The 12,397-nt window shown below is 65.5% G+C and carries 12 protein-coding genes; 4 read left to right on the top strand and 8 right to left on the bottom strand.

From position 1 onward, the window contains the following. Nucleotides 1-1,431 (bottom strand): quinohemoprotein amine dehydrogenase maturation protein, encoded by a 1,431-nt coding sequence (peaB, locus tag PI990_RS12570; RefSeq protein WP_271660800.1) that lies wholly within the window; start codon nucleotides 1,429-1,431, stop codon nucleotides 1-3. Between the two features lie 49 nt (nucleotides 1,432-1,480). Further along, nucleotides 1,481-3,046, bottom strand: coding sequence for a quinohemoprotein amine dehydrogenase subunit alpha (peaA, locus tag PI990_RS12565; protein ID WP_271660799.1), 1,566 nt, complete (start codon nucleotides 3,044-3,046; stop codon nucleotides 1,481-1,483). Nucleotides 3,047-3,452: 406 nt separating this feature from the next. Here peaA and PI990_RS12560 point away from each other — a divergent pair, with 406 nt between their 5' ends. Next, nucleotides 3,453-4,946: an aldehyde dehydrogenase family protein gene (locus PI990_RS12560; RefSeq protein ID WP_271660798.1), complete on the top strand. Its 1,494-nt coding sequence runs from the start codon at nucleotides 3,453-3,455 to the stop codon at nucleotides 4,944-4,946. Between the two features lie 45 nt (nucleotides 4,947-4,991). Here PI990_RS12560 and rlmE read toward each other — a convergent pair whose 3' ends face one another. Then, nucleotides 4,992-5,612 carry a 23S rRNA (uridine(2552)-2'-O)-methyltransferase RlmE gene (gene rlmE / locus PI990_RS12555; RefSeq protein WP_021218112.1) on the bottom strand — a complete coding sequence of 207 codons (621 nt, stop codon included), beginning with the start codon at nucleotides 5,610-5,612 and terminating at the stop codon, nucleotides 4,992-4,994. A gap of 264 nt (nucleotides 5,613-5,876) precedes the next feature. Between rlmE and PI990_RS12550 the strand changes: the two genes are divergently transcribed. Next, nucleotides 5,877-7,538 carry an NAD(P)/FAD-dependent oxidoreductase gene (locus PI990_RS12550; protein ID WP_271660797.1) on the top strand — a complete coding sequence of 554 codons (1,662 nt, stop codon included), beginning with the start codon at nucleotides 5,877-5,879 and terminating at the stop codon, nucleotides 7,536-7,538. After that, nucleotides 7,525-8,250, top strand: coding sequence for a TrmH family RNA methyltransferase (locus tag PI990_RS12545; protein ID WP_271660796.1), 726 nt, complete (start codon nucleotides 7,525-7,527; stop codon nucleotides 8,248-8,250). The genes PI990_RS12550 and PI990_RS12545 overlap by 14 nt, the downstream gene beginning before the upstream one ends. A gap of 55 nt (nucleotides 8,251-8,305) precedes the next feature. Here the strand turns inward: PI990_RS12545 and PI990_RS12540 are convergent, their stop codons facing one another. From PI990_RS12540 to PI990_RS12525, 4 genes are all read right to left on the bottom strand, one after another. Next, nucleotides 8,306-8,668, bottom strand: a complete 363-nt coding sequence (locus PI990_RS12540) for a nuclear transport factor 2 family protein (protein ID WP_271660795.1) — start codon at nucleotides 8,666-8,668, stop codon at nucleotides 8,306-8,308. Nucleotides 8,669-8,677: 9 nt separating this feature from the next. After that, entirely contained in the window at nucleotides 8,678-9,064 is a 387-nt protein-coding gene (locus PI990_RS12535) for a hypothetical protein (protein WP_271660794.1), read from the bottom strand. Nucleotides 9,065-9,244: 180 nt separating this feature from the next. After that, nucleotides 9,245-9,730 (bottom strand): pentapeptide repeat-containing protein, encoded by a 486-nt coding sequence (locus tag PI990_RS12530; protein WP_271660793.1) that lies wholly within the window; start codon nucleotides 9,728-9,730, stop codon nucleotides 9,245-9,247. Between the two features lie 47 nt (nucleotides 9,731-9,777). Then, nucleotides 9,778-10,062: a hypothetical protein gene (locus tag PI990_RS12525; RefSeq protein WP_271660792.1), complete on the bottom strand. Its 285-nt coding sequence runs from the start codon at nucleotides 10,060-10,062 to the stop codon at nucleotides 9,778-9,780. Nucleotides 10,063-10,389: 327 nt separating this feature from the next. Here PI990_RS12525 and PI990_RS12520 point away from each other — a divergent pair, with 327 nt between their 5' ends. Then, on the top strand, nucleotides 10,390-11,598 hold the full coding sequence (locus PI990_RS12520) for a hypothetical protein (RefSeq protein WP_271660791.1): 1,209 nt from the start codon (nucleotides 10,390-10,392) through the stop codon (nucleotides 11,596-11,598). Between the two features lie 114 nt (nucleotides 11,599-11,712). Here PI990_RS12520 and PI990_RS12515 read toward each other — a convergent pair whose 3' ends face one another. After that, entirely contained in the window at nucleotides 11,713-12,390 is a 678-nt protein-coding gene (locus tag PI990_RS12515) for a class I SAM-dependent methyltransferase (protein ID WP_271660790.1), read from the bottom strand. Nucleotides 12,391-12,397 lie beyond the last annotated feature (7 nt).

Raw genomic sequence — 12,397 nt, 5'->3', positions numbered from 1 at the left:
TCAGTGCGCCTTCCGCGGGGTGATGTAGCGGCTGATGAAGGCCGGGTTGGCGGCCATGATCCGGCTGTAGACCTCGATGCCGAAGTCCACCCAGTCGCGCATCAGGTCGCAGTAGTGGTAGGTCGGGTGGGTGGGGTCGCCGTAGCGGGCGTAGCTCTCGTGGTAGCAGCCGCCGGAGCAGAGGTTGCGGATGCGGCAGGTGTCGCAGCCGGTGCCTTGCCGGTCCAGGCGCTGAGAGAGGAAGTCGTTGAGCTCGGCCTGTTTCACGCCGCTGTGCACGTCGCCGAAGGTGGGCAGGCTGGAGCCGGTGAAGCGGTGGCAGAGGTTGAGGCCGCCTTCGTGGTCCACGGCCAGCATCTTCAGCCCAGCGCCACAGGGCAGTGCCTTCTTCTGCCCCTCGTGGATGTCGGTGATCAGTTGGTGCAGGTTGGAGAAGCCGATGTTGCGGTGCTCCAGCGCCGCCTCCAGGTAGCGCCGGCCGAGGGCCTTCATGTTGGCGAAGACCTGCACCAGTTCCTCGCCCGTGAGGTTGTAGTCGCTGAGGTCGCCCGAGGTGACCGGGGCGAAGCCGACTTCGGCGAAACCCATCTCGTTGAACAGGTGGTTCCAGATGGTTTCCACATCGGTGATGCCGCGGGTCAGGGTCACCCGCGCGCCCACCGGGCGGCTGCGGTAGCGCGACAGCAGCATGTCGGCCTTGCGCCGCACCACGTCGTAGGTGCCCTGCCCGCCCACGGTGATGCGGTTGCGGTCGTGCACCGTCTTCGGCCCGTCGATGCTGATGGAGAGGCCGAAGCGATGGGCGTCGAGCCAGTCGACGATCTCTTCGGTGAGCAGCGTGGCGTTGGTGGTCATGATGAACTCCACCTGCTTGCCAGCCGCCGCGAAGCGCCGCTCGCAGTAGCCCACCATGTGCTCGATCAACGCGCGGTTGGAGAGCGGCTCGCCGCCGAAGAACACCACGCTGTAGCGGGTTTCGTCGGGGGATTCGCGCAGCAGCATTTCGACCGAGGCCTCGGCGGTCTCGACGGCCATCTTGCGGCCGGCCGAGGGCTTGTCGAGGTCCTCCTTGTAGCAGTAGGTGCAGCTGAGGTTGCAGCCGGTGTTGACGTTCAGCACCACGGTGTTCAGCGCGGTGCGCTCGACCCGCTTGACGCCGATTTCCGGCGTCAGCGGCGAGCCGTCGCTGACCAGTTCCAGCGCGATCAGCTCGCGCAGGGTCTCGCTCACTTCCTGCCCGGGGAAGCGCCCGGCCAGGCGCTGCACCAGGTCCTCGGGCGAGCAGCCCTGCTGGCGCAGCGTGTCGATGATGCCGCCGGTGACGGCGTCGGTGGTGAACAGCGAGCTGCTGGGGATGTGGAACAGCATGCGGTCCGCGTCCACCTGCACTTCATGCAGGTTGCGCTCGACCAGATTCAAGATTGCGCCCATGGCGACCTCCGGGAAATTTGCCCAATCGTCGATGCGGTTCGCGACCGGTTCATGGCAGCGGCGGGTTGTTCCAGCGCTGCACGGTGACAATCAGGTGGCCTTCGCCCTTCTGGCCGCCCTCCTCCAGCTGGGCGATCACCTTCAGGTTGCCGGCGTTGTTGGTCATCATCCGCCGCTCGGGGTTGGGGCCGGCGGCGCCGGGGACGAACACGCCGTCCTTCTGCATCTGCCCGGCGAACTTCACGTCCTGGTCTTCTTCGGCGCGCTCATCGAAGGGCGCGACCGACCAGGTGGCCGGCAGGTAGCCGATGCGATACGGCTGGCCGGCCGCATCCTTGCCCCAGGCCTCCGCTTCGAAGCGGCCTTGCACCTTGGGCGTGGAGCCGCCGTTCTCGCCCACGCGGGCGATGGAGAAGGCGGGCACCACCTTCACTTCGGCGATGTCCTTGTACACCGCGAGGTCCACGCCCTTGAGCGCGCCCAGGGCCACCGCGCGGGGGCCGACCGCGGCATCGGCGGCGGCCTTGACCTTGACCCGCACCTGCCGGGGCGTGACCTCCAGCACCTTGACCACCTCGACGCCCGGGCCGAACTCGGGAGTGCCGGACAGGCCGCTGCCCACCAGGGTCAGCTCCGCCTCGCCGCCCGCCTTGAGGAAGGCCGGCTGCACCGACAGCAGCCGGGCGTTGCCGTCCTTCGCGGCGCTGAAGTCGAGGCCGCGCTCATCGTGCTCGGCCTCGAACATGCGGCCCTTCATCTCACCGTTCAGGGCGGCGAAGACCTGGCGCATGGGGGTGTCGCCGACCTTCACATTGCCGCGCCATTCGTAGCCGTTGTAGAGGATGGCCGAGCCGGAGCCGGTGAAGGGCGTGCCGTCGGCGTACTGGCCCTGCACCTCGACCTTGAAGGTGTCGCCGCTGTCGGCGCTGACCGTCATCACCCCACGCACATCGCCCTTGGCCAGCATGTGGCCGCTGAAGCTCCATTGCCCCGGCAGCGCCTGCGCCTTGGGTCGGGCCTTCTGCCAGTCGGCCCAAGCCTGGTTATCCAGCGGGAAGCGCTTGGCCAGCTCGGGCACCATCTGCGTGAGGGCCAGTTCCAGCCAGTCGCGATCACGGGACTGGGCCTGGTACTCCAGCGAAGGCCACTGGCCGAGGTGGAAGTTGACCAGGTGTTCCCACTCCTTGGCCGGGCGCCGTTGCAGGGCCACCCGCGCGCCGGAGTGGCAGCGGCCGCACATCTGCGTCAGTTGCTCGTCGAAGTGCTCGACCGTGTTGAGGCGCCGCTCCATGGCGTAGCGCACGCCGTCGGTCTCGCTGGGGGCCAGGCCCTGCTTGTCGGCCAGGTACTTGACCAGGGTGCGGCGGTCGTCGTCGCTGATGGAGAGGCCGTGCATCACCTGCATGCGCGCGATGCTCATCAGCCAGCCTTCGGGGGTCTTGCGCTGGTGGCTGATGCGGCTGTAGCTGTCGCCGCCTTCGGGAATGTGGCATCCCATGCATTTGCCCTTGAGCAGCGCCGTGCCCTCGTCCGCCGCCTGGGCCTGGGTGCACAACAAGGCGGCTGCAGCCAGGACCAGGCTGCCCGCACGCCACCGGAGTCGAATCGTCTTCAAGGTCAGACCTCCACGGTATTGTTCTTATGGTTCGCACCTGTCTCGCCGGCGGTGCGTCTGCCTGGCAAATACACAATGTGTGCCAGTGGCCGGCAGACCCTTGCAGAACAATGACTTAGGTCATTTTCAGCGCGATATCGAGGCCCTCGGTAACGGGGCCGGGCGTCTAATTTCGCGACAGCTCGTCACAGGCTGAGACAGGAGCACCCACCGCGCTGACTGGGCCGGGCGGCGGGACTGTCCGGCGGTTGTCTCAGGCCGTCTCAAACTGCAACACGCCGGCCTGGCGGGCGCACGCCAGCCCTCGCACAAATTATCGGCAGATCAACGGGTTACCGGATTTCAGGAGCCTTGGCACGGCGGTTGCGCACGCCTGGGGGACGCCCACAGACAGAGGCCCTGACCCATGCATGCCGAACTGCCCGTACTGCCCCAGACCCAGGCTTTCCTGCAACGCCCACTGAAGATGCTGATCGGCGCCCAATGGCAGGACGCCGCCAGCGGCGCCACCATGAGCTTCCGCAACCCCGCCACTGGCACTGTGCTGGGCGATGTGCCCTCCGCCGCCGCCGAGGATGTGGACCGCGCCGTGCGCGCCGCGCGCCAGGCCTTCGATGATTCGCCCTGGAGCCGCATGCGCCCCCGCGAGCGGCAGAACCTGCTGTGGCGCCTGGCCGGGCTGATGGAGCGCGATGCCCAGGAGCTGGCCGAGCTGGAGTGCCTGAACAACGGCAAGAGCGCCGCCGTCGCCCAGGTGATGGACGTGCAGCTGGCCATCGACTTCTTGCGCTACATGGCCGGCTGGGCCACCAAGATCGAAGGCACCACGGTGGAGCCCTCCCTGCCGCTGATGCCCGACGACCGTTTCCACGGCTTCATCCGCCGCGAGGCGGTGGGCGTGGTGGGCGCCATCGTCGCCTGGAACTTCCCCCTGCTGCTGGCCTGCTGGAAGCTCGGCCCGGCGCTGGCCACCGGCTGCACGGTGGTGCTCAAGCCGGCCGACGAGACCCCGCTCACCGCCCTCAAGCTGGCCGAGCTGGTGCTGGAGGCGGGCTACCCGGCGGGCGTATTCAACGTGGTGACCGGAACCGGCCTCAACGCCGGCGTCGCCCTCACCCGCCACCCGGGTGTGGACAAGCTGACCTTCACCGGCTCTACCGAGGTGGGCAAGCAGATCGGCAAGGCGGCCATGGACAATATGACCCGCGTGACCCTAGAGCTGGGCGGCAAATCCCCCACCCTCGTCATGCCCGACGCCAACCTGCAGGAGGCCGCCGCCGGTGCCGCCACGGCCATCTTCTTCAACCAGGGCCAGGTGTGCTGCGCCGGCTCGCGCCTGTACGTGCACCGCAAGCACTTCGACAAAGTGGTCGCCGACATCGCCGGCATCGCCAACGCCATGAAGCTCGGCAACGGCCTCGACCCGAGCGTGCAGATGGGCCCGCTGATCTCCGCCAAGCAGCAGGACCGCGTCACCGGCTACATCGACCTGGGCCGCGAGCTGGGCGCCACCGTCGCCTGTGGTGGCGAGGGCTTCGGGCCGGGGTATTTCGTCAAGCCCACCGTCATGGTCGACGTTGACCAGAAGCACCGCCTGGTGCAAGAGGAGATCTTCGGCCCGGTGCTGGTGGCCATGCCCTTCGATGACCTGGACGAGGCCGTGCGCCTGGCCAACGACAACCCCTACGGGCTGGGGGCGAGCATCTGGTCCAATGACCTGTCGGCGGTGCACCGGATGATTCCGCGCATCAAGTCCGGCTCGGTGTGGGTCAACTGCCACAGCGCGCTCGACCCGGCGCTGCCGTTCGGCGGCTACAAGATGTCGGGGGTGGGCCGGGAGATGGGGGCAGCGGCGATCGAGCACTACACGGAAGTGAAGTCGGTGCTGATCAGGGTGTGAACGGAGCGGCAGGCCGGTAGCGGGTACCGGCCTGCGATCAGGGCCTCAGCCCTTGAAGCCCTTGCCTACGAGATAGACCTCGCGGGAGCGCGGGCGCGAGGCTTCCGGCTTGCGGATGAAGACCTTCTCGAACGAGGTGCGCACGTCTTTCAGGAACTCGTCCGAGCCTTCACCCTGGAAGACCTTGACCACGTAGTTGCCGTTGGGCTTGAGCACCTGGCGGACCATGTCGAGGGTGAGCTCCACCAGGTACATGGAGGACGCCTGGTCGGCCGCCGCGACGCCGCTGATGTTGGGCGCGATGTCGGAGACGATCAGGTCGGGCTTGCGGCCGTCGAGCTTGTCGAGGAGCTGCTGGAACACGCCGTCGTCGGTGAAGTCGCCCTGGATGAAGTCGACGTTGTCGAGGCCGTCCATCGGCAGGATGTCGGTGGCCAGGACGCGCCCGCTCTCACCCACCAGCTTGCCGGCCACCTGCGACCAGCCACCGGGGGCGGAGCCCAGGTCCATGACCAGCATGCCGGGGCGGATCAGCTTGTCCTTCTCGTTCAGCTCGATCAGCTTGTAGCTGGAGCGCGAGCGCAAGCCATCCTTCTGGGCCCGTTTCACATAGGGGTCATTGACGTGTTCGTCCAGCCAGCGGCGGCTGCTTTTGGATCGTTTCATGAGAGAGCCAACCACGGAAAATCAGTAGAGGAACGGGCCACCCTGGGCACAGCGGGGAGCTGTACGGGCCCGAAGCGGCGGCAATTATAAGCCGAGAATCCCGCTCAGGTTAAATAAGCCGGCCGGTGGCGCCCGGCGCACCCGCGGCAACGCCCGACGGAAACCTGCAGGCCAGGCCTGACAGGGGCCCGCGGCGGCGAGTACAATTCGCGCCCTACCCCCTCTGTTACCTCCTTTGCCGGATCGACCGGCCAGGATATCGCCATGATTCGCATCAACGAACTGTCCCTGCCCCTCGAGCACTCCGCCGACGAACTGCGCCAGGCCATCGTCAAGCGCCTGAACATCAGCGACGCCGACCTGCTGGATTTCACCGTATTCAAGCGCAGCTACGACGCCCGCAAGAAGAACAGCGTGATCCTGTTCATCTACATCATCGACCTCGAGGTGCGTAACGAGGCGGCGATCCTCAAGCGCTTCGCCGACGACAACAACGTGCGACCGGCCCCGGACACGAACTACTACCCGGTGGGCCAGGCACCGGCCGACCTGGGCGAGCGCCCGATCATCATCGGCTTTGGCCCCTGCGGCCTGTTCGCCGCGCTGCTACTCGCACAGATGGGCTTCAAGCCCATCGTGCTGGAGCGCGGCAAGGACGTGCGCAGCCGCACCAAGGACACCTGGGCGCTGTGGCGCAAGAAGGTCCTCACCCCCGAATCCAACGTGCAGTTCGGCGAGGGCGGTGCCGGCCTGTTCTCCGACGGCAAGCTCTACAGCCAGATCAAGGACCCCAAGTTCTACGCCCGCAAGGTGATGCACGAGTTCGTCCGCGCCGGCGCGCCGGAAGAGATCATGTACGTGAGCAAGCCGCACATCGGCACCTTCCGCCTCACCGGCGTGGTCGCCACCATGCGCGAAGAGATCATCGCCCTGGGCGGCGAGGTGCGCTTCGAGAGCAAGGTCACCGACCTGGTGATCGATGACGGGCAGCTCGAAGGCGTGGTACTGGCCAATGGCGAAACCCTGCGCAGCCGCCATGTCGTCCTGGCCCTGGGCCACAGCTCCCGTGACACCTTCCGCATGCTGCACCGCCAGAACGTGTTCCTCGAAGCCAAGCCCTTCGCCATCGGCTTCCGCATCGAGCACCCGCAAGGCCTGATCGACGAAGCCCGCCTGGGCAAGTACGCCGGCCACCCGGAGCTCGGCGCCGCCGACTACAAGGTGGTGCACCACGCCAAGAACGGCCGCGCCGTGTACAGCTTCTGCATGTGCCCCGGCGGCACCGTGGTAGCGGCCACCTCCGAGCCGGGCCGCGTGGTCACCAACGGCATGAGCCAGTACTCGCGCAACGAGCGCAACGCCAACTCCGGCATCGTCGTCGGCATCACCCCGGAGCAGGACTTCCCCGGCGGCCCGCTGGCCGGCGTCGAGTTCCAGGAGCGCCTGGAATCCCGCGCCTACGAGCTGGGCGGCAGCGACTACTGCGCCCCCGGGCAACTGGTGGGCGACTTCATCCGTGGCGTGCCTTCCAGCGAATTCGGCGACGTGGAGCCCTCCTACAAGCCCGGCGTGCGCCTGGGCGACCTCGCCCCCTCGCTGCCGGACTACGCCATCGAGGCCATCCGCGAAGCCCTGCCGGCCTTCGGCAAGCAGATTCGCGGTTTCGACCGCAATGACGCCGTGCTCACCGGCATCGAAACCCGCACCTCCTCCCCCGTGCGCATCACCCGCGACCACGAGACGCTGCAGAGCCTCAACCTGCGCGGCCTGTACCCGGCCGGCGAAGGCGCCGGCTACGCGGGCGGCATCCTCTCGGCGGGCGTGGACGGCATCAAGGTCGCCGAGGCCCTGGCCAAGGCGATGCTGGCCGAGCTGGCAACGCCAACGAGCAAAGCAACTGAGCGCCGCATTGATGAAATTCGATGACATCAAGAAGCTCCACCAGAAGAAGTACCGGGCCGAGTTCGGCCACTTCCTGGTAGAGGGCGAGCACCTGCTGCTGGAACTGCAGAAGGCCGCCGAGCACAACCCGCTGCTGCTGCGCAGCCAGCTGTACGTGACCGGCGCCTACGAGCACTGGCACAGCCCGTTCGAAACCCAGGTCATCAGCGACCGGCAGATGGCGCAGATCGCCGACACCAAGACGCCTCAGGGCATCATCGCCCTGGTGCCGATGCTGCCGACCGCCGCGCCGGCTGCCGCCGCCAACGAACGCGCCATCTACCTGCACGAGATCCAGGACCCGGGCAACCTCGGCACCATCCTGCGCACCCTGGCCTGGTTCGGTGGCTTCCGCTGCCTGCTCAGCCCGGGCAGCGTCGACCCATACAACCCCAAGGTCGTGCGCGCCAGCATGGGCGCCATCTTCCACGCGCCGATGGAACTGGACGTGGAACTGGAATCCCTCGGCAGCCGCTTCCAACGCATCGCCTGCCTGGACATGCACGGCGAGCCCGTGCAATCCGCCGCCTTCAAGGCCTTCGACTGCTACCTCTTCGGCAACGAAGCCCGCGGCGTCCCCCGCGACCCACTCACCGCACTCAACGCCCAACCCTTCACCATCCCCGGCAGCGGCGCCATCGAATCGCTCAACCTGGCGACCACGGTGAATATGTGTGCGTATGAGTTGAATCGGTAGCTGGGCTTGGTTGGAACCTGGCTGATTGGCGCCAGGTGAAGCGGGGCAGCGTGGGTCAATCCGGAATCCTGGTGCCTTGGTGGAACTCCATCCGCCAAGCCCCCTGCTGCCGCCGCCACACCGAACTGCGCAATGAGCGCACCGTGCCATCGGCACTGGGCGTGGCGCATACATAGGTGGCTAGCACCACATCCTCGGCCAGCAGGCGCACCCGGAAGTCCTCCAGCGTACGCTGTGCGAACGCCTGCTCGAGCAGGCCCTGGATGACCTCGCTGCGGTTCCAGGCGACGCCCCGTGCGCCGAACTCGATGAAGCCTTCCGCCAGCAGTTGCTCCAGGGCCTCGGCGTCTTGCCGTGTATGGGACTGGAGCAGGCGCTCCTCCAGGGCGCGGATGAGATATTCAAGCTGCGCGTCCATCAATGATGGTCATCCCTTTAGCCGCATTGAACCTAGGTTGTAAAGCGCAAATGTGCAGCCATTCGGGCAGTACTGCCCTGGGTGTATCCAGCCACTCGCCTCAAACTCCCTGGCCCCCTTTAGCTTGCAGCGCCGACCGAACTCGATGATCTCCTCGCGGGTGGTCTTGCCGGGCAACGCGAAGAACTGGGGTTCGCCGCATGCCTGGCAATGGGTATCGGAACGATGGAATTCGACTTCCAGTTTTTCCAGCGCCTGTCCCAGCCCCTTGAACCCTCGCTGGCTGATCCGCAAATAGACGCCCCGACCAAACGCAGCCTCGACTTCAGAAGAGTTTTCAGCCCACCACAGGTCAAGATCGGACGCAGGCCTGCGGCTCTCGGCGATGGCCAACATGGCTTGAAGCAGCTCCGCTCGCATATGAAATCCCTATCAATGAACTGCCTAAAGAATGAGCCCGCCTAGATTTGGTCAATGGCTGAATCGCTACGAATGGCTCGCTGTACGCTGCGCTATTCAAGCGCAAGGCCAAGGCTCGCCGAGATGCGAGCGCTCCCATCGTCCCACCGCAATACCTCAATAATCCGAGCTGATGGCCCCCACTGAGTCAAGCCTGAAACCATGTGGCCAAACAGTATCGACATCGTATTTCGCCCCGCGAAAGCTGCAGGTTTCTATGCGCTTGACCCTAAAATCCGCACCGCATAGGTCCGCCCCATCAAACACTGCCGCCGCCACGTCCACCCCAGCCAGATTTGCGAAGCGAAGATCGGCGGCTGAAAAATCGGCGCCGACCAGCATGGCTCCTCTTAGGTCGACTCGCTCCATTCGCGCCCGAATGAACAGCGCATTCATCAACAGGGCATCTTTCAATATCGTGCCGTGCATGAGGGCACCATTGAAAACAGATCCTCTCAAGTCAGACCCTGAAAAATCGGTGTCGGAAACATCCAGCTCCGCGAATAACGCGCGCTCCAGGCTCATGCCCTTCAGATCGGCCCCAGCCAGGCTATCCAGAGGCAGCTCCAACACTTCGTTCACTTCAAATCTCAGAGTGATCATCTAACGCACTCACCTAGCCGGCCTCGCCCCCCGATCAGTGGGTGGCTCTACTCCTGGATGACAACACCGCTGCCAATCTGTCTAGCCCCCTCGTAGAAGTTGACCTCGTCACCGACCTTAAACGCACCTGGGAAATAATCTGGGAACATGAGCCTCAACTTGACCCGGTGCTCCTGCTCAAAAGCGAAAGGCGCCTCCTTGCCATCAAAACCCTCGATAAAACATGAGGTGTACATACCCTGCAGGTAGACATGGGGCCGGTAGCCCGACAGAGGTGGATTTTGCCGCCCTCCTTTCTCCTTCCCCCAAAAGCGCACGATGGCGATAGCCATTCTTTCTCTCCTTGAAATACGCCCTGACGCCAGAGCTCGGCCGTTCAAGCCCCAACGTTAGATCGAGCGGTAGGCAGGGCAAAGAGAGAAATGCAGCAACCATCCATAGGTAAGGTTTCGGGGCACCTCAACGGGCGATGGCATTGCCCCGAGCAAATGCCCTCCAACAACCTGGCTCGCCGACCACCGGCCACCCCATCTCCACGGATTCAGGTCTCTCTCACAGAATTTCCTGCCTGGCTCCCCCGATAATTGCCGCCTCAACACGCCATCCCACATCCATCCGCTGCCACCGCAGCCGCCGAAACGAGCCCGAAAGGACGCACCATGGCCAACGCCCCGAGCCCCGCTCTCGCCGCAATCGATTACGACCGCATCCAGGCCCTGCTGAATTCGGAGTACGTGGAAGAGCACTTCCACGCGTACATCGAAGGCGGCGACAACGACGAGTGGGTGACCCTGGAACACGGGGATGACGAGGAGACAGAGGCGTTCGTGGTATTCGACCAGCACCGCATCCGCGTTGCCGTGGAGAACTTCAACAGCCCGGGCGCGAAGAACGGTCACAGCGACCACTGCCACTTCATCTTCAAGCTGGTGGACCACGAGACCCGTGAGTACGAGGTGCGCTACCAGCCCTGTGAGGTGGACGCGCAGGGCGAAGACCAACTCGACACCTTCCCCATCGCCGAGCAGAGCGCGGCGATCCAGGAAAGCGCCGTGACGTACTTCGAGGCGCTGGAGGCCTACATCGCCGCCAAGGACGAGCAACTGACGAACATCAAGGCCAGCCTGCCCCCGGCCATGATTCTCAACGTGCTGGGCAACATGGATTCCTTCGATGCCCTCAAGTCGGAGTTCGAGGAAATGGCCGCTGCGGCCTTCGTCGACACCTATCGCCTGGACCCCGAGTTCAGCGAGCTGGAGAACGACGACCGCATGCCCCGCTCCTACTCGGCCTGCATGGACCGCACCGAGCCTTCGATGACCGACCAGGACTGGGAGAACATCGAGAACCACACTGCCTCCGCCTACTTCATCGTGCGCAACATCTTCTCCGAGCGCACGCGCATCTCCGTGGCGATGGTGACCGCGCGCTGCCTGGGCAACCTGATCGACAAGGGCATGATCACCGCCGCCAAGATCGAGACCGCCGGCCTCGCCCACGGCCTCGTGCGCTGGCGCGAGCTGATCACCCAGATGACCGACGCCGTGGAGCAGCGCGACCAGAAATCCATGCTGCTCGCCCTGTACAAGATGTTCGTGCGCAAGCCCATCAGCGATGACGACAAGCTCTACAGCTGCGGCATGCAGAACCTGGGGCTGCCGGACTTCGTGATCGCCTTCGGCGAGGACGAGGAGCCCACCGAGCAGGAGCAGCTCGACTCGGTCGCGCGCTTCGAGAAGGCCTTCCTGGCGACCTTCGGCCTGGAAGACGCCAGCGAGCCGCTCACGCCCTACAAGAAGCGCCCCGACTTCGGTTACCCGCTGGGCGACCTGCGCCACAACCCCTTCGGCTATGTGCTGATCGGCTGAGCCGAGCGGCGGTAACGAACGAAAAAGCCCATTCTCCGGAATGGGCTTTTTCGTTGGGTAGGTCCCTGCGCGCCCCAAACATCGACGCGCTCATGGCCTCACCAAGCCAGGCTTTTACAGGGGCCGGTAACCCACCCAGCCCCTGAAGGTGAAGCCGGCGTAGAACAGCTCCACGCCCTCGAAACCGGCCTGGCGCAGCAACACCTCATCCTGCTCGGGCGAAAGCAGCGGCAAACGTTCGCTGATGGCCGCAATCGCATTCTCGGCCTGGGCGGCGGGAACCCCGGATGCCGTGGCGAAGGCCGCGTAGCGCCTCAGCCAGCGCGTACGCTCTTCAAGCGGTTGTGCAACGCTGTGATGGGCGACCACCAGCGGCGCGCCAGGCTTCAGGCGTAGCAGCAGCTCCCGGAGCGTGCGCAGGCGCTCCGCCTCCGGCAGAAAATGCAACGTGAGCAGGCAGGTGGCGCCATCGAAAGGCTCCAGCGCAGTCGACTCGATATAGCCCTGGTGCAGCACCACCCGTGCATCGAGATCGCCCAGGGTCTGGCGGGCCAGGGCGAGCATTTTCGCCGAGGGGTCCACCCCGACGAAACGCCAGCCGGGTTGCGCCTGGGCGAATACTTTCAGCTCCAGGCCACCGCCCGCGCCGAGCACCAGCACCCGGCCCTGTGCGGGCACCCGTTCGGCCAGCAGCAGGGTCGCCATCCGCTGCAAGGCATGGAACCCGGGCACCTGGCGGACAGGCCCTTCCGCGTAACGGGCGACGGCTTGCGGATCGGAAAACGCTTGCATAGGGGCC

This window comes from Pseudomonas sp. TUM22785 (assembly GCF_028198105.1).
In the GTDB taxonomy this organism is placed as follows: domain Bacteria; phylum Pseudomonadota; class Gammaproteobacteria; order Pseudomonadales; family Pseudomonadaceae; genus Metapseudomonas; species Metapseudomonas solani.
This window is presented reverse-complemented; position numbering and strand designations above follow the sequence as displayed.

What these genes read in the sequence shown, in the direction of transcription:
- peaB (WP_271660800.1), bottom strand. Translation starts at nt 1,431, where the DNA reads ATGGGCGCAATCTTGAATCTGGTCGAGCGCAACCTGCATGAAGTGCAG.
- PI990_RS12560 (WP_271660798.1), top strand. Translation starts at nt 3,453, where the DNA reads ATGCATGCCGAACTGCCCGTACTGCCCCAGACCCAGGCTTTCCTGCAA.
- rlmE (WP_021218112.1), bottom strand. Translation starts at nt 5,612, where the DNA reads ATGAAACGATCCAAAAGCAGCCGCCGCTGGCTGGACGAACACGTCAAT.
- PI990_RS12550 (WP_271660797.1), top strand. Translation starts at nt 5,877, where the DNA reads ATGATTCGCATCAACGAACTGTCCCTGCCCCTCGAGCACTCCGCCGAC.
- PI990_RS12545 (WP_271660796.1), top strand. Translation starts at nt 7,525, where the DNA reads ATGAAATTCGATGACATCAAGAAGCTCCACCAGAAGAAGTACCGGGCC.
- PI990_RS12540 (WP_271660795.1), bottom strand. Translation starts at nt 8,668, where the DNA reads ATGGACGCGCAGCTTGAATATCTCATCCGCGCCCTGGAGGAGCGCCTG.
- PI990_RS12535 (WP_271660794.1), bottom strand. Translation starts at nt 9,064, where the DNA reads ATGTTGGCCATCGCCGAGAGCCGCAGGCCTGCGTCCGATCTTGACCTG.
- PI990_RS12530 (WP_271660793.1), bottom strand. Translation starts at nt 9,730, where the DNA reads ATGATCACTCTGAGATTTGAAGTGAACGAAGTGTTGGAGCTGCCTCTG.
- PI990_RS12525 (WP_271660792.1), bottom strand. Translation starts at nt 10,062, where the DNA reads ATGGCTATCGCCATCGTGCGCTTTTGGGGGAAGGAGAAAGGAGGGCGG.
- PI990_RS12520 (WP_271660791.1), top strand. Translation starts at nt 10,390, where the DNA reads ATGGCCAACGCCCCGAGCCCCGCTCTCGCCGCAATCGATTACGACCGC.
- PI990_RS12515 (WP_271660790.1), bottom strand. Translation starts at nt 12,390, where the DNA reads ATGCAAGCGTTTTCCGATCCGCAAGCCGTCGCCCGTTACGCGGAAGGG.